Consider the following 19,953-nt stretch of genomic DNA (forward strand, 5'->3'; position numbering starts at 1 on the left):
TCCCCGTTCCCGGTGCGCGGGCGTCCCATCCTCGCACGGGTGGGCACCAGGGGCGCCACCGAGTGTCCCGACGCGCGCATGCCACGTCGGCAACTTCCGTTCCGCTGTTCTTCACACGGAACGGGGAGATTCCGTGACGACAGGTGTACAAGGGGTTCTCAGCGGAGATCCTTGTGCCCGCACGGACAGAGGCCGAAGGCTCGTCACGGGGGAAGTGCGAACAGTGGAACGTGCGCAGGAACGTGCCGCGATGAAGGGGGCGGAAGCCGCAACCGCCCTGGAACTCCTGGTCCACGGTGTCGGCGGCACGACACCGCAGGAGATGCTCGACGATCCGCGCACCGTGCGGATCACCGGCGACGACACGGCGGCCGTCTTCCGACGGGCCGAGGACGTCGACGCCGAATCCAGACCCGACGACTACCGGGGCAAACCGGTGCCCGAGGCGTACGTCTGGTGCAACCTGACCTCGGGAAACAGCGCACGCGCCCTGTGGCTGCTGTTACTGCCGTTCATGGTGGTCAACCTCGCCCACTGGATGCGCCCCACCGCACCGGGCCGTGAGCGCACGATACGCCTCTACGGCCTGCTCGTGCGGCTGGCGGGACTGACCCTGACGGTGCTGCTCGTCGCGGCCGCGTGCGAGGTCGCCCTGGACCTCGCGGCCTGGCAGTGCGCGGGCACGCGCGCGTGCGCCGACCGGCACAGCTGGCTCGGCTTCCTGTCGCCCGAGGGCTCGGACGGCGGCTGGTGGAGCCGCCCCGGCCGCAGGCTCGCACTCGCCGCCATGGTGCCCGCGGCGCTGACCGGTCTGCTGTGGTACCTCTCGCGCCGCACGTGGAGCGCGTACGAGTCCCAGCAGCCGATGTCCCGCGAGCCCGAGCCCGAGGAGGAGTCCGGCCGCACATCTCTGGGCCGCCCCGGCTTCTGGTACGGCCGCCGCCTGGTCGCCCGGCTGCGCGCGGCGCACACCGCCGCCGGCCTGCTCACGGTCGCCGCGGCGGTCGGCTCGGCCGCCGCACGCTTCGACCGCCGGACCGGCGGTCCCGTACTACTGGACGCGCTGGGGTGGCTGCTGGAAGCGGCCATCGTCGCCGGGGCGGCCGTCGTGGTGGGGGTGGTCTGCCGCCGGGGCCGCAGCGAGAACCGCCTCGATCAGGAACTCGACGAGCACCTCGTACGACGCCTGCCGCTCGCCTCCCTGCTCCTGCTGGTGATCGCCCTGGTGTACGCCGGGTGGGAGCGCCCCGGCTGGCAGTCCGAGGGCCGCCTCCCAGGCGACGCCACCTTCGGCGCCATCGCCTTCCTCCAGGGCCTCCTCGTGATCGTCCTCGCCGTCGTGGCCCACGCCCTCCACCGCACCGCTCCCGACCCGCGCGCCGCGATGCGGGGCCTGGGCGGACCGGCCGTGGCGATGCTGGCCTGCGCGCTCGGCGGCGTCATGTCCGGCGGGGTGTCCCAGCGCGTGGCCGACTGGCTGGACGGCACGGGCACGTCCATCGACGGTCCGCCGGTCCTGCTGACCTGGCAGGCCTCGGTCATCCCGCCGCTGCTGGTCCTCCTGCTGCTGCTCTGCGGCTGGCTGGCACGGCGGGCCTGGCTGCTGCGCCGCACCGAGCTCGGCACGGTGGAGCTCGACTACGCCGGAGAGCCCCAGGACACGGCCCGCACCCGCCGTATCGCGAGCACGCGCGCGATGGCCACGCTCACCGACCGCGCCCCTCTCGTCGTCGCCGTCACCTCCACCGCGACCCTGCTCCTGGGTGCCGGAGCCCTGGTCGGCGCCCTGACCAGCGACGAGACACCCAGCCAGGCCGCCGACGGGACGTACCCCTTCGTCCACGGCGCCGCCGAGACCGCGCAGGCGCTGGGCTCCTGGCTGATCGGGTTCGGCTTCATACTCTTCGTCACCTGGGGCCGGCGCGCCTACAAGGACGCCTCCGCACGGCGCACCATCGGCATCCTCTGGGACGTCGGTACGTTCTGGCCGCGCGCCGCACACCCCTTCGCGCCGCCCTGCTACGCCGAACGCGCCGTGCCCGACCTGACCTGGCGGATGGCGACCTGGACCCGCGCCGAGAACGGCCGCCGCCTCGTCATCTCCGGGCACTCCCAGGGCAGTGTGCTCGCGGCCGCCGCGGCCTGGCAGCTGACGCCCGCCGACCGCAAGCGGGTCGCGCTCCTCACCTACGGCTCGCCCCTGGAGCGTCTCTACGGCCGCTGGTTCCCGGCCCACTTCGGCCCGGCCGCTCTCTCCTCGCTGCATGCCGAGGTCGACTGCTGGCGCAACCTGTACCGGCTCACCGACCCGATCGGGGGCCCGGTTTGCTTGCCCGGCGACTGCGGGCCCGCGGTGGACCGTGCGCCGCTGAAGGATCCCTTGGCTTACGGGCGGACACCTGAACATCCTTTGCCTGCGCCCGTTCTCGGGCATGGCGACTACCAGGCGGATCCGGCGTTCGCGGAGGAGCGGGGGCGGTTGCTGGGGCGGTTGCGGCCGGGGGTGCCGGGGCAGCGGGGGGAGGCGGTGGGGGAGGGGTGAGCTGGGCGGGGCTGTGAGCGTCGGGAGGCTGGGTTCCGGGCGTGGTTGGCTGTGCAGTGCCTTTTGCAGTTGGCGTGCCGAATGTCTGGCTCGGTCGCCTACGGGGCGCCACATGCCGGTGTCGAGAGGGCGATCGTGCTCGGCGCTGCGCGCCTCCGCGCGTTCGCCCTCTCGACACCGGCGCGCCCCTTCGGCTCTCTCGCGGCCGGTGTCGTTGGCCCGGTGCGGTTGGTGGGCACTTGCTGTGGGCCTTGTCGGCCTACGGCGACCTCGTGGCTGCCTGCTGTTTCGTCACCGACTGTGGCCGGGGCGTGCACTGCAGCGCTCAGTGCCAGAAGCTCAGTACAGCGTGCGTGGCTTGGTCGGCGTGCTCAGGGCAGCTCCGGCAGGTCCTCCGCGTACAGCAGTGTCAGGTCGTCCGTGCTCGGTTCGTCGAGTTGGGCGACCCGGCCCGCGTGCCGCTCGACCATCGCCTCGAAGGTCTGGCGTGCCGTGCGGCCGTTGCCGAAGGCCGGGCCCTTGGGGATCGCCGTGAAGTACTTCAGCAGGGCCTCGGCGAGGCCGGGGCCGAGTCGGTACTCGTGCTCCTCGGCCTGCTGCTCGACGATGCGCAGCAGTTCTTCGGGGCCGTAGTCGCTGAAGGTGATGGTCCTTGAGAAGCGGGAGGCCACGCCCGGGTTGACCGACAGGAAGCGCTCCATTTCGGCCGTGTAGCCGGCGACGATCACCACGACCGCGTCCCGGTGGTCCTCCATCAGCTTCACCAGCGTGTCGATGGCCTCCTTGCCGAAGTCCCGGCCGGAGTCCTCCGGCGACAGCGCATAGGCCTCGTCGATGAACAGGACACCGCCGCGTGCCTTGTCGAAGGCCTCCTGCGTGCGGATCGCCGTGGAGCCGATGTGCTCGCCGACCAGGTCGACGCGGGACACCTCGACCAGGTGGCCCTTCTCCAGGACGCCGAGGGAGGCGAGGATCTCGCCGTAGAGGCGGGCGACCGTCGTCTTGCCGGTGCCGGGGGAGCCGGTGAAGACCAGGTGGCGTTTGACCGATGCTGCCTTGAGGCCTGCCTGCTGGCGGCGCCGGCCGACCTCGATCATGTCGGTGAGGGCGCGGACCTCGCGTTTGACGCTCTCCAGACCCACCAGTGCGTCCAGTTCACCGAGGACGGCCTTGGGGGTGCGTGTCGGTGTCTCGGGCTGTGTGGCGGCGATGAGCGGTTCCTGCTCGGTGTTGCGCTGGCCGGGGATCGCGCCGAGGAGGCCGGGGGACTGGGTCGCTGTCTGGACGGCGGGCTCCGGTGCTGTGGGCGGCTGCCTGAGGCCGGCGCTCTCGTCGCTGGTGCAGTCCTCCACGTCGGGGCCCACGCCTGAGGCAGCGTCCGGGCCGCCGTCCGCGAACTCGTACCCGCCGCGCGCGCACCGCTCCGTACGGCACTTCCTCAGCGTCGTTCGGCAGCCGTCGATCACATGGAAGCCGTAGCCGGAGCTGCCCCTCACGCGGCAGTTCAGGAAGGTGCCGCGGCCGCCCGCCGAGACGTAGAACCCGGCCTCCGCCGGGGACTCGACCGTGCAGCGCTCGATGGTGGGGTCGGCGCCCTTGGTGACGATCACGCCGGTCTGGGTGCCGTCCAGGGTGCAGTTGTTCAGGGTGCCACCGCTGCCGTGGTCGCGGAACCAGGCGCCCGTCGCCGCGTCGCGGATACGGCAGTCGTCGAGTTGTGCGGTGGCGCCGTCGCTCACCGACACGGCCGTGTTGCGCACCTGGGACAGGTCGCTGTCGACGACGTCCGCGCGGGAGCCGCGGTCGAGGACGAACAGGGCGTCCGGCACGTCGTGCACCCGGCAGGAGTCCAGCACCGCGGTGGCGCCGTCGCTGACCCACACCGCGGGGTAGTCGCCGGTGCTGTCGAAGATCTCGCACTGGTTGGCGTCCACGCGCGTGCCCGGATCCCACACCGACAGGCCGTTGCGCCCGAACTGACGCACCGTCGTGCGGGTGAGCGTGAGGACGGAGCGGGAGCGCAGGTCTACCGCGTTCTCCGGGATGTCGTGGATACGGCAGTCGGCCAGGGTCAGCACGGCATCCGTGTCGAGCGTGACCCCGTCGGCGGTGGTGCGGTGCACATCGCAGTCGGTGAGGTGGGCGGTGGCCCGGCCGGTGACCTGGATGCCGGAGCCGCGGACCTCGTAGACCTCGCAACCCACCGCTTCCAGGGCTGAGTTCTCGCCGGTCGCCGTCAGTCCGGAACCCGCGGCGTGGTGGATCCGGCAGCGCTCCAGGCGCGGGTGGGCGCCGCCGCGTACGGCGATGCCCGCCTGGCCGGCCGCGACGACCTCGCACTCCTCGAACACGCCGCCCCCGCCGTCGAGTACGGCGATGCCGATGCCCGCGGGATTGTCGACGGTGCACCGCCGCACGGTGGGTCGCGCGCCGCCGCGCACCTCGATCCCTGCTGCGGACCGTGTGACGATCCGGACGTCCGACAGCTCCGGGGCGCCCTCCTCGACCAGCAGCGCGGGAGCCGCCACGTCCTGGCCCTCCACATGCAGGTCCTGGACCACCGCCGAGGCGCGCACCGTCAGCGGCACACCGTCCACGGGCGCGATGCGCACCGAACCCGGGGAGCCCTCGGGGCCGCGCAGGGTCACCGCCCGCTGGACGACGAGGTTCTCCCGGTAGGTGCCGGGCGCGACGGTGAGGACGTCACCGTCGGCCGCGGCCTCCAGGGCGGCGGCGAGCGATGCGTACTCACCCGTGCGGCGCCGCCACCGCGATGTGCCGGTGTGCGTCACCTGGACCGTGCCCTGTGCCATGGCGTTGATGTGCCCCCACCTCGTCGTACGCGGGTTGTGCTGCCGAAGAGTTCGGCCGGTCCACCGTAGCGTGCGCGCGGACGGTGGGTTGACCAGAGCGGGAAGGCCGTCAACTGCCGGTGCCGGTCCGGCCCCAGTCCGGACCCGCCTTGTCCCAGGCCTGGTCCCAACGTGCGTACCGGCGAAGGACCATGCGCCAGACGATCAGCCGTCTGCTGCCCTCGATGAGGCCGGTGGCTATCAGTGCCGCGCCGAAGCCGGCGAGCACGGCGTGCGTGGCCGCAGTGGCGGAATCCAGCGGGCGGGCCACTGTGCGGCCCTGGCGGTCCGTCCATATCGTGAAGCGGTCGCCGGGTTGGGGGGTGTCGATGCTCGTCATGACCGGCGCGTGGTGCGTAGTGCCGTCCGGTGCGGTCCAGTCGGCCACGACCCGGGTGCGCATGTCCCGGCCGGTGGAGGTCTCGGGGTCGGCGTCCAGGGGGGAGCCGTCCGCCTTGCGGACCACGGTTGCCGTCACCAGGTGCCGGGACGCCCGCTGTTCGCGCACGGACTCCTGCAGTGCGTCCTGGGCGAGGCCGCCGATCAGGGAGCCGGCCAACGGCGTGACGACGAGGATCAGCAGCAGGGCCGCGAGGGCGAGCCAGGCCTCGACCAGATCGGTCGTACGGCGCAGCGGATTGTGCCGCCAGCGCCAGAGTCCGCTGATCGCCCGCATCGACCGGCCACCCCCTTCCCGCTCCGTGATAACCCCTCGCAGAGCCGTTCACCCACGGGCCCGGCGAAGAGAGAGCGAAATCACCCGCGCCCAGGGCCTCTCATGAACTTCTCACGAACACCCCAACGCACGGGCCCCCGGCCCCGGTTCCCGCGCGCCGTCGCCCGGCGGGATCCTTTTCGGCCGAGCATCCTGACCAGGCCAAGCAGGAGGTCGTGACGTCAGTCGAGGATCGTGACCGGGTCGCCGACGCGGATCGTGCCGCGGGACAGGGGCACCAGGTTCTGGCCGAACACCAGCCTGCCGTCGAGGCGTCGGTGCCTGCCCAGGGTGTGCAGGGGCTCCCGGCCGCGCTCGGCGGTGGTCTGGTCGGTCGTGGTCACCACGCAGCGCCCGCACTTCTTCGCGATGCGGAAGGTGACCTCGCCGATGGTGATGCGCGACCAGTCGTCCTCGGCCCAGGCCGCGGTGCCCGACACGACCACGTTGGGCCGGAAGCGGTTCATGGGCAGCGGGCCCTCGTCCGCGTGGTCGCCCTGCGCTATCAGGGAGTTGAGGGCATCCAGCGAGGCTGCCGAGGTGAGGAGCAGCGGGTAGCCGTCGGCGAAGGAGACCGTCTCGCCCGGCAGCGCGTACTGCGGGTCGACGGGACGGCGTGTGGCGGGGTCGTCCATGTACGCGAGGCGTATGTCCTCGCCGAGATAGGCGCTGCACCAGGCGTGCGCGGCGTCGTCCTCGGCGAGAACCGCCTCGACCTTGTCCCGGAAGATCTCCACCGGCACCGTACCGACCGGACGCGGTAGCGGCACCGTCAGCGGTTCCATGCCGGGTGCGGACAGCCGGACGCCGCCGCCGGACAGCAGCTCGGCGGCGGCGAGCGCGAGGCGCGGTCGCAGGCGCTGCGTGACGACCTTTCCCCCGTCGTCGATCAGCACCCAGCGTCGGTCTCCGGCCAGCCCCCAGGGCTCCACGACGGCCTCCCGGGGCGCGATGCCCCGGCACGCCTTGACCGGATGAAGGTGAATCGACTGCAGCTGCGCATGCCCCATGGGGCCATCGTGCCAGGTGGCGCCGACAGCCCTGGGGAACGGGTCAGTAGCCGCGGTACTGCTGGTTGTTGTACGGGTCCTGGTAAGGAGCCGCGGCGGGGCGGGGAGCCGCGGGGCGCATCGCCTCGTAGCCCATGCCGCCGGGCGCCACCGGACGAGGCTGCTGAGCCTGCGGACCCGGGTAGCCACGCGGCGGGGCCGCCTGCTGCGGGATGTACGCCGCGGGCGCCTGCTGCAGCGGAGCGGGCTGCTGCGCCTGCGGATAACCGTAGGAGGGCTGGGACGGTGCCGCCGGGAGGGCGGGCAGTGCGGAGGGCAGCGCGGGCAGGCTGCTACCCGGCATGTCGTACGCGGCGGGGACCCGGATCGGGGCGATCTGCGGGGTGCCCCGCTCGGCCACGAGCGAGTCGTAGATCGGGGTGTCCGGGAAGGAGGCGGAGTAGTAGCCGCCGCCATAGGTGGAGCGGGGGGAGGTCATGGCGCATACGTTAAGCCCACGATGTGCTGGTTGGGGAGACCGATAAGAGGGTTGTTTTATGTGTCTGCGGTGACGCCGGATCCCCAATGCGAGCGAACTTGGCAAAAAGGGACGCCAATCGGCGCTCGAATCATGTAAATGCCGAGTTCCGAGCGGGTTACCGGGGGTTGGCCTCCGGGTTCCTGTGCTCCACGTGGGAGTTCGCCGGGGGCGGGGAATAGGTTGGCCTTGGAGAAGAACCCGATGAGCTGCCGGGGTGTGCCTGGCGCGCTGACCCGTTATGGGGGCGGACATGTCAATGCCGAAAGGATCGAATGCTCCGGTGCCGACGACGGCGCTGCGGGTCGAATTGGGCTGGCGTTCCGGGCCGGGAGTGCCCGACGCGGACGCCTCGGCTCTGCTGCTGGTCGGCGGGAAGGTCCGCTCCGACGGCGACTTCGTCTTCTACAACCAGCCCGAGCACTCCTCCGGCGCGGTCCGCCACGAGGGCAAGCGGGACGCCGGCGGGCGGGTGACGGACAGCCTGCTCGTCGACCTCGCGCGCGTGGAGCCCGCGATCGAGACCGTCATCCTCGCCGCCTCCGCGGACGGCGGCGCGTTCGGCCAGGTGCCGGATCTGGCCATCGAGGTCAAGGACGCCGCCCAGGGCACCGTCGTCGCCCGTTTCGACAGCATGGGCGCCACCGTCGAAACCGCTTTCGTCCTCGGTGAGTTCTACCGCCGTCAGGGCGCCTGGAAGTTCCGCGCCGTCGGCCAGGGCTACAGCAGCGGCCTGGCGGGCCTGGCCACCGACTACGGCATCACGGTCGACGAGCCCCAGCAGGCGGCCCCCGCCGCGCCGCCCGCGGCCCCGCCGGTCGCGCCCCCGGTGACCGCGCCCGCGACCGTGGCGCCGCCCGCCATGCCGCCGGTCCCCCCGCCCGCGCCCCCGGCGGCGCCGATCAGCCTGAGCAAGGTGACGCTCACCAAGGCGTCCCCGTCGGTCTCGCTCACGAAGCAGGGCGGCACCTCGGGCGTGATGCGCGTGAACCTCAACTGGCAGGTGCGCAAGCAGTTCTCGGGCTGGGCGAGCAAACTGGGCCGCCCCGTCGCCATGCACAACGACCTCGATCTCGACCTGTGCGCCCTGTACGAGCTCACCGACGGCAGCAAGGGAGTGATCCAGTCCCTCGGCAACGCCTTCGGCGCCCTGCACCAGCCGCCGTACATCCACCTCGACGGCGACGACCGCACCGGCGCCGTGGCCAGCGGCGAGAACCTCACCGTCAACCTCGACCACCAGCGGGCCTTCCGGCGCATCCTGGTCTTCGTGACCATCTACCAAGGGGCGCGCTCCTTCGCCGACCTGCACGCCACGGTCACCCTCACGCCCCAGCACGGCGCCCCGGTCGACTTCTCGCTCGACGAGTGCACGGTCCCCTCGACGGTGTGCGCGCTCGCCCTGATCACCAACACCGGCAGCGACCTGATCGTCCAGCGCGAGGCCCGCTACCTGGTGCCCGAGCACGGCGTGAGCCCGCAGCGGACGGTCGACTACGCCTACGGATGGGGCATGAACTGGACGCCCGGCCGCAAGTAGTCAGCCCTCGTCGGGCACGGCGTCGGGTCGCGTGTACGTGCGCCCCTTCCAGGCCGCGCCGCGCCCCCGGTAGTGCTGCACCGCGGAATCGACCGTCATCAGGAGGTAGAGGAACGCGGTGAACGGCAGCAGTGGAGCGAGCCACAGCGGCTGGCGGTAGTAGCGGAGCATCGGCACATACGTCCCGGTCATCACCAGCCACGCGAGACCGCCGACGGCCGCCGTCGCCGTGTCCCCGACGACCGCGCCCGCGACCACGGCCACGGGCGGCACCAGATACACCAGCGTGAGCCCGGCGACCGTGCCGGCCAGCACCAGCGGGTTGTGCCGCAGCTGTGCGTACGCGCTGCGCGACACCATCCGCCACAGGTCGCGCAGCCGCGGATACGGGCGCACGCTGTCCACCCGCTCGGCCAGCCCCAGCCAGATGTGTCCGCCGCCGCCCTTGACGGCCCGCGCGAGCGCCACGTCGTCGATGACCGCGTGCCGGATGGCGTCCGGAACGCGTGCCCGCTCGGCGGCCTCGGCGCGCAACAAGACGCAGCCGCCCGCCGCGGCCGCCGTCCGTGTCCCCTTCTTGCCGATCCGGCGGAACGGATACAGCTGCGCGAAGAAGTACACGAAGGCCGGCACCACCAGCCGCTCCCACAGGCTCTCCACCCGCAGCCGGGCCATCTGCGAGACGACGTCGAAGCCGCCGGCGCGCGCCGCCGCGACCAGTTCGCGCAGGCTGTCGGGCGCATGCGCGATGTCGGCGTCCGTCAGCAGCAGGTATTCGGGGGCACGCGCGCGTGCCAGGCCGATGCCGTGCCGCACCGCCCACAGCTTGCCGGTCCAGCCCGCGGGCGGCTCGCCGGGGGAGTCCACCGTGAGCGGGAGTCCGCCGTGCCGCCGCGCGAGCTCGCGCGCCAGGTCCCCGGTGCCGTCCGAACTGCCGTCGTCGATCAGGAAGACCTCCGCCCGCCCCGGATAGTCCTGGGCGAGCAGCGTCGGCAGGCTCGAGCCGAGCACCGCGGCCTCGTCGCGCGCCGGTACGACGACGCAGACGGGCGGCCACGCGTCCGGTTCGACGCGCCTGGGCAGTCTGACGTCGGTGCGCCAGAAGAACCCCTGGCAGAGCAGCAGCCACAGCCAGGCGGCGAGTGATCCGGCGGCGGTCCACGCGATGGCGCTCACGCGCGCAGTCTGCCCCACCCAACCGACCCGTAAGGGCCCATCGTCTATCGTGGCCGGGTGAAGATCGCGCTGATGGACTCCGGAATCGGCTTGCTCGCGGCCACCGCCGCGGTACGACGCCTGCGACCCGACGCAGATCTCGTGCTCTCCCTCGACCCGGACGGCATGCCCTGGGGTCCGAGGACCCCCGAGGACCTCACGCAGCGCGCGCTGGCCGTGGCCGAGGCCGCCGCCGCGCACCGGCCCGACGTGCTGATCGTCGGCTGCAACACCGCGTCCGTGCACGCCCTGCCCACCCTGCGCGCCCACCTGGAACCCGGCATCCCGGTCATCGGCACGGTCCCCGCGATCAAGCCGGCCGCCGCCGGCGGCGGTCCCTTCGCGATCTGGGCCACGCCCGCCACCACCGGCAGCCCCTACCAGCGGGGCCTCATCAAGGACTTCGCCGACGGTGTGGCCGTCACCGAAGTGCCGTGCTTCGGGCTGGCCGAAGCAGTCGAACACGCGGACGAGACGGCGATCGAGGCCGCCGTCGCCGCGGCCGCGGCGCTGACCCCCAAGGACGTCACGACCGTCGTCCTGGGCTGCACCCACTACGAGCTCGTCGCCGAGCGCATCCGCACCGCGGTCCAGCGCCCCGGCTTCCCGCCCCTCGTTCTGCACGGCTCCGCCGGAGCCGTCGCCGCGCAGGCACTGCGCCGGCTCGGTGAGCAGCCCGCCCCCGAGGCCGAGGCGAGCGGCACCCTGACCGTGCTGCTGAGCGGACGCGAGGGCACGCTCCCCGAGCCCGCCCTCGCCTACGACGAAGGCCGTCTCCTGCAGGAGATCAGCCCCGCGCGGTGACCGGCGGTCACCGAAAGGACGCCGTGGCTCGAACCTGGTCCGCTCGGCGCAGTCACCCTCCGCAGCGCGGTACCAGCACAGCGAAACCTGAGTAACCTCATAGGCATGAGGGACCACCCCCACGGCAGGAAGCCGCACCCCGATGTCTGGACCGGGCGGGCGACCAACCGGGTCCAGTGGCTGCTGGCGCTCGCCGGTGCGGCCTGTATGGCGCTCGGGATCGAGCTGGCCGTCGACTCACCGTGGACGGAGGGCATCGCCCCGCTCGTCATGGCCGTCGTCGGCTGCATCGCCGCCGGGCTGCTGGTCCTCTTCGGCACGCTGGCGTTCGTGCACGTCGCCCTGAAGGTCGACCAGGAGTGCCTCGAGGTGCGCTGTGGTCACATCGGTGTGCCGCGCCGCCGCATCCCCCTGTCCGAGGTGGTGGGCGCCGACTTCGTCCCGCACGTCACTCCCCGCCACTGGGGTGGCTGGGGCTATCGGTGGCGGCCCGAGAAGGGCACCGCGGTCGTCGTACGGCGTGGCGAGGGCCTGATCCTGAGGCTGTGGGACGGGCATACGTTCACGATCACCGTGGACGACGCGGAGGCGGCCGTACGGGTCATCAGGGACCGGCTGCGGACAGGGGCGCCCGGCACGGCCCACTGAGCAGCATCGCCCGGCACGGCGGATCGGGGACGACGATCGGGCCGTCACCGCGGGGGAGAGCATTCGGAGTCATGGGTCGGTTGACCCCTGCGACGCGTGTCGGGTCATGGGACCTGCCGCTCGCCACGCGCGCGTACGTCGATCTCGCGCCCCGCTGATCCGCCGGCGAGTGGCCGCGCCGTGGCCAGACCGGCCAGCAGGCCTGCGCCCACCGACACCGAGGCGAAGCTGAGCGCGTTGCCGACCGCGGCGATCGCCGCCACCGCCGTCAGGGCGGCGCCCGCGGTCAGCGCGACGGGAGTGGGGCGCGCGGTGCGCCACAGCGCGAACAGCATCCAGCAGAACGCCGCCGCCAGCAGGAGCACGCCGACGACTCCCTGTTCGGCCGCCTGCTGCAGGGGTGCCGAATGCGGCTTGCCGTCGGACAGCAGCGTGCCGGTCGCCGTCGTGCTGAGCTCGCCGAAGCGCCCCGGGCCCACGCCCAGAGCGAGGTCGTCGTGCGCCAGGTGCAGGGCGTCCTGCCACAGCTGGATGCGATGCCGCGTCAGCTGAGCCTCCAGCCAGGAGGCGAAACCGCCGGGCACCGCGTTCCTGGCGGCCGCCCAGATCAGGCCGGTGACCGCGGTGGCGGTCAGGGCCAGTCCGGCGATGCCCACGCCACGATGGCGGAGGTGGCCGGCGGCGAGCGAGCACAGCAGGACGGCGGTGCAGGTGACGAAGCCCGTCGTCGAGCCGAGGGCGGCCGCGGTCACCGCGATCGCGGCGGCCAGCAGACGCAGGCCCAGTCGCAGGGCCGGTGCCGTGGCAGCCCAGGCGGCGCAGCACGCGGCCCCGGCGGAGAGGGTCAGTACGGCGGCGGTGGCCCCCGCGTGGCCCAGCGGGGTGACGATCTGCGGTCCGGGGGCCAGGTGCGGGACGGTCAGCGTCAGGCTCACTCCGGCCAGTGCTCCGGCGCAGGGCGCGGCGACCGGCAGGAGCGCCCCGCTGATCCGCCCCGCGGCATAGCCGGCGGCCACGGCGAGGATCGCGAGCAGCACACCCTCCGGGCGGCCGGCGTGCACGGCGGCCGAGATCAGCGACCAGGCGGCGCAGGCCCCCAGCACCACCACGCCCGCAGCATCAGAAACGTTTCGTCTGTCGCCTGTCTCATCCTGATCCACCGCAGAGGCCATCCCCGTGACACCCACCCCGCCCCCCGAACCCGGTCCCCCGACCTGTGACGGACCCCGCCGCCCGGACCTGACCGGCCAGTACGACTGAGGCTCCGGCATACCGTAACGGCTGATGGCCGATTTGTGGACGTCTCGTGCAGGAGGGGTGCGTCACCTGCGAGTGGAGGGGTCGGCCACGGCGTCCGCGCTCGCTCGGCGGCCGGCGCGGTGCCACGGCGATGCCGCCGCGCCCACCCGTGCCGCCGACGCCGTGGCCGGTGCCCCAAGGGTCGCCGCGGGCCGACCCGTGCTGTGAGTGCCGCGGGCCGGACCGCGCTGTCAGTGCCGAGGTCAACCGCCGTACACTCCCGGAGTGACCGTCACCGCAACTTCCGTGGGCGAGTCGGACCAGCTGCAGCCGCAGATCGCGCCCGCCTCGCGCGCGGCACGGCTGCTGCGCCTGGTTCCGCCCCTCGCCGCGGCGCTCTCCGGAGTGCTGCTCTACGTCAGTTTTCCGCCGCGCACCCTGTGGTGGCTGGCCCTTCCGGCCTTCGCCGTCTTCGGCTGGGTGCTGCGCGGCCGCAGCTGGAAGGCGGGCCTCGGCCTCGGCTATCTCTTCGGCCTCGGCTTCCTGCTGCCGCTGCTGGTGTGGACCGGAGTGGAGGTCGGGCCCGGACCCTGGATCGCGCTCGTCGCGATCGAGGCGGTCTTCGTCGCGCTGGTCGGTGCGGGAGTCGCCGCGGTGTCGAAGCTGCCCGGCTCGCCGGTGTGGGCGGCGGCCCTGTGGGTCGCCGGAGAAGCGGCACGCGCGCGTGCGCCGTTCAACGGCTTCCCCTGGGGGAAGATCGCGTTCGGTCAGGCCGACGGCGTCTTCCTGCCCCTCGCCGCGGTGGGCGGCACCCCGGTGCTCGGCTTCGCGGTCGTCCTGTGCGGCTTCGGCCTGTACGAGGTCGCACGCCTGGTCATGGAGGGGCGGCGCACCCGGGCCGTCCAGCGGTCCGCCGCGGCCGTGGCCCTGTTGAGCGTGGCCGTACCGGTCGTGGGCGCCGTGGCCGCGCGGCCGCTGGTCAGCGACAAGGCCGAGGACGGCACCGCGACCGTCGCCGTCATCCAGGGCAACGTCCCGCGCGCGGGACTGGACTTCAACGCCCAGCGGCGCGCCGTACTGGACTACCACGCGCGTGAGACCGAGCGCCTTGCCGCCGAGGTCAAGGCGGGCAAGGTGGCACAGCCCGACTTCGTGCTGTGGCCCGAGAACTCCTCCGACATCGACCCCTTCGCCAACGCCGACGCCCGCACCGTCATCGACGAAGCCGCCAAGGCGATCGGCGTGCCCATCTCCGTCGGCGGTGTCGTCGAGCGGGACGGCAAGCTGTTCAACGAGCAGATCCTGTGGGACCCCGCCAAGGGGCCGGTCGACACCTACGACAAGCGGCAGATCCAGCCGTTCGGCGAGTACCTGCCGTTGCGCTCGCTCGTCGGGGCGATCAACGAGACCTGGACCTCGATGGTCCGCCAGGACTTCAGCCGGGGCACCGAGCCGGGCGTGTTCACCATGGACGGCGCCAAGGTCGGCCTCGTCACCTGCTACGAGGCGGCCTTCGACTGGACGGTGCGCTCCGAGGTCACCGACGGCGCGCAGATGATCTCCGTGCCGAGCAACAACGCCACCTTCGACCGCAGCGAGATGACCTACCAGCAGCTCGCCATGTCCCGCGTGCGCGCAGTGGAGCACAGCCGGACCGTCACCGTGCCGGTGACCAGCGGCGTGAGCGCGATCATCATGCCGGACGGCAGGATCACGCAGAAGACGGGCATGTTCGTGGCCGACTCGCTGGTCCAGAAGGTGCCGCTGCGCTCCACCGAGACGCCCGCCACGCGGCTCGGCATCCTGCCGGAGATCGCCCTGCTGCTGGTCGCCGCGGGCGGTCTGGGCTGGGCGATCGGGGCGGGGATGCGCGCTCGACGCACCGCTGAGGTGTAGCCGTACGCCGGTCGCACGCCCCCGGTATTCCGCCGGGGGCGTCGCCATGTGCCCGTTAGGGTCGGGCCCATGGCTACTCCTGACTTCATTCGTACGATCCGGGCCTCCGCCGGCCACCAACTCCTGTGGCTCCCCGGCGTCAGCGCCGTCGTCTTCGACGACGAGGGGCGGGTGCTGCTGGGGCAGCGTGCGGACAACCGCAAGTGGACGGTGATCAACGGCATCCCGGACCCGGGGGAGCAGCCGGCGGCGTGCGCCGTGCGGGAGGTGTACGAGGAGACGGGCGTCCGCTGTGTCGCCGAACGGGTCGTCCTGGTCAGGTCCGGCGATGAGGTCACCTATCCCAACGGCGACATGTGCCAGTTCATGGACATCACCTTCCGCTGCCGGGCCGTCGGCGGCGAGGCACGCGTGAACGACGACGAGTCCCTGCAGGTGGGCTGGTTCGAGGTGGACGCGCTGCCCGTGATGGGCGAACGTCAGCTGTTCCGGATCAAGCAGGCGCTGTCCGATGAACCCACGTGGTTCGAGCCTATGACTTCGAACTGAACTATGGGCTGTGACCATATGTGGGCCGGCGAGGGTGCTGCCTAGGGTCGAAGCATGACCCCGCCCAGCGCTCTCCCGGCCCACGGCTCCTCCTTGCCCTCCTCGCTCGACCTCGGCGGCCGCACCGCCCTCGTCACCGGCGCCGCCGGCGGCATCGGCCGTGCCTGTGTGCTGAGGCTCGCTGCCGCAGGGGCCAAGGTGAGAGCGGTCGACCGGGACGGCACGGGCCTGGAGGCGCTCGCCGAGGAGGCGCGCACCCTGCCGGGCACGGTCGAGCCGCACGTCCTCGACCTCACGGACCTGGACGCCGCCGAACTCGCCGCCGCCGGCACCGACCTCCTCGTCAACAACGCCGGGCTGCAACTCGTGCGCCCCATCGAGGAGTTCCCGCCCGACGTCTTCCACACGGTCCTCACCGTGATGCTGGAGGCGCCCTTCCGGCTCATCCGCGGCGCCCTGCCCCATATGTACGGGCAGGGCTGGGGCCGGATCGTCAATGTGTCCTCCGTCCATGGGCTGCGCGCCTCTGCCTTCAAGTCGGCCTATGTGGCCGCCAAACACGGTCTGGAAGGACTCTCCAAGACCGCCGCCCTGGAGGGCGCACCCCATGGCGTCACCTCGAACTGTGTGAACCCCGCATATGTGCGCACCCCACTGGTCGAGAAGCAGCTCACCGACCAGGCCCGGGCGCACGGCATCCCCGAGGAGCGGGTGCTGTCCGAGGTGCTGCTGCAGGACAGCGCGGTCAAGCGGCTCATCGAACCGGAGGAGGTCGCGGAGGCCGTCGCGTATCTGTGCAGCCCGCAGGCGTCCTTCGTGACGGGTACCTCGCTCGTGCTCGACGGTGGCTGGACCGCGCACTGATCGGTGGTGCATCGGCGGGGGTTCCGAGTTATCCACAGGGCTGACGGAGTGGCAGTGCGATGAGCAATCCTGTGGGCATGTCCCGCGATCACGTGCAGTCCGCCGAGCGTTCCGCCACCGCTGCCGGAGCGCCCCTGAACAGCGCCGAGACGCCGTTCCTCGAGCTGCTGGCCCGGGGCGCGTCCGCCGACGCCTACGAGCAGCCGACGCTGCTCGCCCGCGCCGAGGGCAGAGCGGCCGAGCAGATCGTCGCCCTCGAACAGGCCAAGCTGCTCGCGCTGCGTGTGCGCTCCGAACTGGAGGGGCGGCGCAGACGCGAGGCCGAGCTGTCGGCCCTCTTCGAGACGGCCCACGACCTGGCCGGCCTTCGGGACCTGGACGCCGTACTGCAGGCCATCGTGCAGCGCGCCCGGTCGCTGCTCGGCACGGACGTCGCCTATCTCAGCCTGAACGACCCGGCCAGGGGCGACACCTACATGCGAGTGACCGAGGGCTCGGTCGCCGCCCGGTTCCAGCAGTTGCGGCTCGGCATGGGCGAGGGCCTCGGCGGCCTCGTCGCGCAGACCGCCCGCCCCTATGTCACCGACGACTACTTCAAGGACGACCGCTTCCAGCACACCCTCACGATCGATGCCGGCGTGCGCGACGAGGGCCTGGTCGCCATCCTCGGCGTGCCCCTGATGCTGGGACACCACGTGATCGGGGTCCTCTTCGCGGCGGACCGGCGCGCCCGGGTCTTCGAGCGGGAGCAGATCGCCCTGCTCGGCTCCTTCGCCGCTCTCGCCGCGGCCGCCATCGACACCGCGAACCTGCTCACCGAGACCCGCTCGGCCGTCGCCGACCTGGAACGCGCCAACGAGATCATCCGGGACCGCAGCGGCGTCATCGAACGCGCCTCGGACGTGCACGACCGGCTCGCCGAACTCGTGCTGCGCGGCGGCGGGGTACACGACGTGGCCGCCGCGGTCGCCGAAGTCCTCGACGGCACGGTCGAGTTCGCGGAGGCCGCGGACGCCCCGGCGAGCGCCCTGGAGGCCTCCCGCGCCGAAGGCCACGCGGTACGGCACGCCGACGACTGGATCGCCGCGGTGGCCGCGGGCGGCGAACTGCTCGGCGCGCTCGTGCTGCGCGGCCACCCCGGCCTCGACCCCGTCGACCAGCGCACCCTGGAGCGGGCCGCGATGGTCACCTCCCTGCTGCTCCTCGCCCGGCGCTCCGCCGCCGAGGCCGAACAGCGCGTGAGGGGCGAGCTGCTGGACGACCTGCTCGACGCCCGCGACCGCGACCCGCGTCTGCTGCGCGAGCGCGCCTCCCGGCTGGACGCCGACCTCGACGCCACCCATGTCGTCCTCGCAGCCCGCCTCGACGCCGCCGCGGCCGACGCCGACCAGGAGGCGGCCGCGCGCAGACGCCTGTGGTCCGCCGCCTCCCACCTCGCCGCGACCCGGCACGGCCTGGCCGCCGCACGCGACGGCGGGACCGTGCTGCTCCTGCCCCTCGAAGCGGGGGACACAGCCACCGCCCTCGCCCGCCGCACGGCCCGGCACCTCGGCACGGCCGTCCACGAGGCGGTCACCGTCGGCGCCTCCGCCCCGGTCGAGGACCTGGCGGCCCATCCCGACGCCGTGGCCGCCGCCTACGAGGAGGGCCGGCGCTGCCTCGACGCCCTGCGTCTGCTCGGCCGCTCCGGAGACGGCGCCGCCGCCGAGGACTTCGGGTTCCTCGGGCTGCTGCTGGCCGGGGACCGGGACATCGCCGGCTTCGTCGGCCGCACGATCGGCCAGGTCGTCGCCTATGACGAACGGCGCGGCACAGACCTGCTGCGCACGCTCGACGCGTACTTCGCCTGTGGGATGAGCCCGGCCCGCACCAAGGACGAACTGCACGTCCATGTGAACACGGTCGCCCAGCGCCTGGAGCGCGTCGGCCGCCTCCTCGGCGACGACTGGCAGAGCCCCGCCCGCGCGCTGGAGATCCAACTGGCCCTGCGGCTGCACCGGTTGTCGGCACCGGGACAGCGCTGACCCCCGTACGCGCGCGGCGTACGGGGGCGGATTGCACGGGGCTCGGCCGTGACGGCCGGGCGCCGGTCAGACGGTGTGCGCGTCCGCCGCACGGGCCGTAGCGGGCTCCCCGTCGTCGGTCGACTCGATGTCGGCCAGATCCCGGTGGCGGGTCTCCTTGGCGGCGCCCACCGCGATCACCGTGAGGAGGGCCGCGGCGATGACGTACAGGGAGATCGGAGTGGAGCTGCCGTAGTCGGACAGCAGCGCGGTGGCGATCAGCGGCGCGGGGGCGCCCGCCGCGACCGAGGCGAACTGGGCACCGATGGAGGCACCGGAGTAGCGCATCCGGGTCGCGAACATCTCGGAGAAGAAGGCGGCCTGCGGTGCGTACATGGCGCCGTGCAGCACCAGGCCCACGGTCACGGCCAGGATCAGGTTGCCGAAGCCGCCGGTGTCGATCAGCGAGAAGAACGGGAACATCCACAGCCCGACCCCGGCCGCGCCCAGCAGATAGACGGGACGCCGGCCGACGCGGTCGGACAGCGCACCCCAGGCAGGAATGACCGCGAAGTGCACGGCGGACGCGATCAGCACGGCGTTGAGGGCGGTCTGCTTGGAGACACCGGCCGAGGTGGTGGCGTAGACGAGGATGAACGCGGTGATGACGTAGTAACTGATGTTCTCCGCCATGCGCGCGCCCATCGCCACCAGGACATCACGCCAGTGATGCCGGAACACGGAGACCAGCGGCAGCCGCTCGGCATCGTCCTTGTGCGCCGCCTTACGGGCCTCGGCGTGCGCCAACGCCTGCTGGAAGACGGGTGATTCATCGACAGAGAGACGAATCCACAAGCCGACGATCACCAGCACGCCGGAGAGCAGGAAGGGGATCCGCCAGCCCCAGCTGACGAAGGCACGGTCCGACAGCACGGCCGTCAGCAGGGACAGCACGCCGGTCGCCAGGAGCTGCCCCGCGGGCGCACCCGTCTGCGGCCACGAGGCCCAGAAACCGCGCCGCCGCGCGTCGCCGTGCTCGGACACGAGCAGTACGGCGCCGCCCCACTCCCCGCCGAGCGCGAAGCCCTGCACCAGACGCAGCACGGTCAACAGCACGGGCGCGGCGGACCCGATGGTCGCGTACGTCGGCAGCAGCCCGATCGCGAACGTCGCCCCGCCCATCATCAGCAGGCTCAGCACCAGCAGCTTCTTGCGGCCGAGCCGGTCACCGTAGTGCCCGAAGACCAGCGCGCCCAGCGGCCGGGCGGCGAATCCGACGGCGTACGTCAGGAAGGACAGGAGGGTGCCGACGAGCGGGTCGGTGTTCGGAAAGAACAGCTTGTTGAAGACGAGGGCGGCGGCGGAGCCGTAGAGGAAGAAGTCGTACCACTCGATGGTGGTGCCGATGAGGCTGGCGGCGACGATGCGCTTGAGGTTCGCGGGTGGTGGGGGAGCGGTGGTTGCGGAGGCCATGTGCGCCACTTCCTCGTGTGCGGTGGGGACGGGTACGTGTTCGCACACCGTAGGAAGGTGCAGGTCAGGGGCACATGTGGTGGGGC

Annotated in this window: 15 protein-coding genes; 8 read left to right on the forward strand and 7 right to left on the reverse strand. The window is 72.5% G+C overall.

All coding sequences use genetic code 11. The annotated features are described in order from the left end of the window. Positions 1–223: 223 nt before the first annotated feature. A complete protein-coding gene (locus tag ACZ7L6_RS07510; RefSeq protein WP_471921040.1) occupies positions 224–2,542 on the forward strand; it encodes a hypothetical protein in 2,319 nt (772 codons plus the stop codon). Between the two features lie 371 nt (positions 2,543–2,913). Here ACZ7L6_RS07510 and ACZ7L6_RS07515 read toward each other — a convergent pair whose 3' ends face one another. The 4 genes from ACZ7L6_RS07515 to ACZ7L6_RS07530 all read right to left on the reverse strand — a co-directional run bounded on the left by ACZ7L6_RS07515 (position 2,914) and on the right by ACZ7L6_RS07530 (position 7,597). Then, positions 2,914–5,355 (reverse strand): right-handed parallel beta-helix repeat-containing protein, encoded by a 2,442-nt coding sequence (locus ACZ7L6_RS07515; RefSeq protein WP_471921041.1) that lies wholly within the window; start codon positions 5,353–5,355, stop codon positions 2,914–2,916. A gap of 109 nt (positions 5,356–5,464) precedes the next feature. Next, positions 5,465–6,070, reverse strand: a complete 606-nt coding sequence (locus ACZ7L6_RS07520; protein WP_471921042.1) for an Rv1733c family protein — start codon at positions 6,068–6,070, stop codon at positions 5,465–5,467. 221 nt (positions 6,071–6,291) lie between these two features. Beyond that, positions 6,292–7,119, reverse strand: coding sequence for an MOSC domain-containing protein (locus tag ACZ7L6_RS07525; RefSeq protein ID WP_471921043.1), 828 nt, complete (start codon positions 7,117–7,119; stop codon positions 6,292–6,294). 43 nt (positions 7,120–7,162) lie between these two features. Further along, the gene (locus ACZ7L6_RS07530; protein WP_471921044.1) at positions 7,163–7,597 is read right to left on the reverse strand and encodes a DUF6643 family protein; all 435 of its coding nucleotides are present in this window, start codon (positions 7,595–7,597) and stop codon (positions 7,163–7,165) included. Positions 7,598–7,895: 298 nt separating this feature from the next. Here ACZ7L6_RS07530 and ACZ7L6_RS07535 point away from each other — a divergent pair, with 298 nt between their 5' ends. Next, the gene (locus tag ACZ7L6_RS07535; RefSeq protein ID WP_471921792.1) at positions 7,896–9,176 is read left to right on the forward strand and encodes a TerD family protein; all 1,281 of its coding nucleotides are present in this window, start codon (positions 7,896–7,898) and stop codon (positions 9,174–9,176) included. Here the strand turns inward: ACZ7L6_RS07535 and ACZ7L6_RS07540 are convergent, their stop codons facing one another. After that, positions 9,177–10,352, reverse strand: coding sequence for a glycosyltransferase (locus ACZ7L6_RS07540; protein ID WP_471921045.1), 1,176 nt, complete (start codon positions 10,350–10,352; stop codon positions 9,177–9,179). Positions 10,353–10,409: 57 nt separating this feature from the next. Here ACZ7L6_RS07540 and ACZ7L6_RS07545 point away from each other — a divergent pair, with 57 nt between their 5' ends. Then, a complete protein-coding gene (locus tag ACZ7L6_RS07545) occupies positions 10,410–11,195 on the forward strand; it encodes a glutamate racemase (RefSeq protein WP_471921046.1) in 786 nt (261 codons plus the stop codon). A gap of 105 nt (positions 11,196–11,300) precedes the next feature. After that, positions 11,301–11,843, forward strand: a complete 543-nt coding sequence (locus ACZ7L6_RS07550; protein ID WP_471921047.1) for a hypothetical protein — start codon at positions 11,301–11,303, stop codon at positions 11,841–11,843. 104 nt (positions 11,844–11,947) lie between these two features. On the opposite strand, the gene ACZ7L6_RS07555 is transcribed toward ACZ7L6_RS07550, so the two are convergent. Then, the gene (locus ACZ7L6_RS07555; protein ID WP_471921048.1) at positions 11,948–13,015 is read right to left on the reverse strand and encodes an O-antigen ligase family protein; all 1,068 of its coding nucleotides are present in this window, start codon (positions 13,013–13,015) and stop codon (positions 11,948–11,950) included. A 352-nt stretch (positions 13,016–13,367) separates the two neighbouring features. Between ACZ7L6_RS07555 and lnt the strand changes: the two genes are divergently transcribed. The 4 genes from lnt (at position 13,368) to ACZ7L6_RS07575 (ending at position 18,415) form a co-directional block, all read left to right on the forward strand. Next, complete coding sequence (gene lnt, locus ACZ7L6_RS07560; protein WP_471921049.1) at positions 13,368–14,978, forward strand: apolipoprotein N-acyltransferase; 1,611 nt, start codon at positions 13,368–13,370, stop codon at positions 14,976–14,978. 69 nt (positions 14,979–15,047) lie between these two features. Beyond that, positions 15,048–15,527 (forward strand): NUDIX hydrolase, encoded by a 480-nt coding sequence (locus ACZ7L6_RS07565; RefSeq protein WP_471921050.1) that lies wholly within the window; start codon positions 15,048–15,050, stop codon positions 15,525–15,527. A gap of 54 nt (positions 15,528–15,581) precedes the next feature. Then, positions 15,582–16,391, forward strand: coding sequence for a 3-hydroxybutyrate dehydrogenase (locus ACZ7L6_RS07570; protein WP_471921051.1), 810 nt, complete (start codon positions 15,582–15,584; stop codon positions 16,389–16,391). A 77-nt stretch (positions 16,392–16,468) separates the two neighbouring features. After that, positions 16,469–18,415 (forward strand): helix-turn-helix domain-containing protein, encoded by a 1,947-nt coding sequence (locus tag ACZ7L6_RS07575; protein ID WP_471921793.1) that lies wholly within the window; start codon positions 16,469–16,471, stop codon positions 18,413–18,415. 66 nt (positions 18,416–18,481) lie between these two features. Here ACZ7L6_RS07575 and ACZ7L6_RS07580 read toward each other — a convergent pair whose 3' ends face one another. Next, a complete protein-coding gene (locus ACZ7L6_RS07580; RefSeq protein ID WP_471921052.1) occupies positions 18,482–19,867 on the reverse strand; it encodes an MFS transporter in 1,386 nt (461 codons plus the stop codon). Positions 19,868–19,953 lie beyond the last annotated feature (86 nt).

Source organism: Streptomyces sp. NPDC107522 (assembly GCF_055657525.1).

Bases quoted from the DNA above. Each gene is read 5' to 3' on its own strand.
- ACZ7L6_RS07565 (WP_471921050.1), top strand. From the start codon at position 15,048: ATGGCTACTCCTGACTTCATTCGTACGATCCGGGCCTCCGCCGGCCAC.
- ACZ7L6_RS07515 (WP_471921041.1), bottom strand. From the start codon at position 5,355: ATGGCACAGGGCACGGTCCAGGTGACGCACACCGGCACATCGCGGTGG.
- ACZ7L6_RS07570 (WP_471921051.1), top strand. From the start codon at position 15,582: ATGACCCCGCCCAGCGCTCTCCCGGCCCACGGCTCCTCCTTGCCCTCC.
- ACZ7L6_RS07550 (WP_471921047.1), top strand. From the start codon at position 11,301: ATGAGGGACCACCCCCACGGCAGGAAGCCGCACCCCGATGTCTGGACC.
- ACZ7L6_RS07525 (WP_471921043.1), bottom strand. From the start codon at position 7,119: ATGGGGCATGCGCAGCTGCAGTCGATTCACCTTCATCCGGTCAAGGCG.
- ACZ7L6_RS07575 (WP_471921793.1), top strand. From the start codon at position 16,469: ATGTCCCGCGATCACGTGCAGTCCGCCGAGCGTTCCGCCACCGCTGCC.
- ACZ7L6_RS07555 (WP_471921048.1), bottom strand. From the start codon at position 13,015: ATGGCCTCTGCGGTGGATCAGGATGAGACAGGCGACAGACGAAACGTT.
- ACZ7L6_RS07520 (WP_471921042.1), bottom strand. From the start codon at position 6,070: ATGCGGGCGATCAGCGGACTCTGGCGCTGGCGGCACAATCCGCTGCGC.
- ACZ7L6_RS07535 (WP_471921792.1), top strand. From the start codon at position 7,896: ATGCCGAAAGGATCGAATGCTCCGGTGCCGACGACGGCGCTGCGGGTC.
- ACZ7L6_RS07580 (WP_471921052.1), bottom strand. From the start codon at position 19,867: ATGGCCTCCGCAACCACCGCTCCCCCACCACCCGCGAACCTCAAGCGC.
- ACZ7L6_RS07530 (WP_471921044.1), bottom strand. From the start codon at position 7,597: ATGACCTCCCCCCGCTCCACCTATGGCGGCGGCTACTACTCCGCCTCC.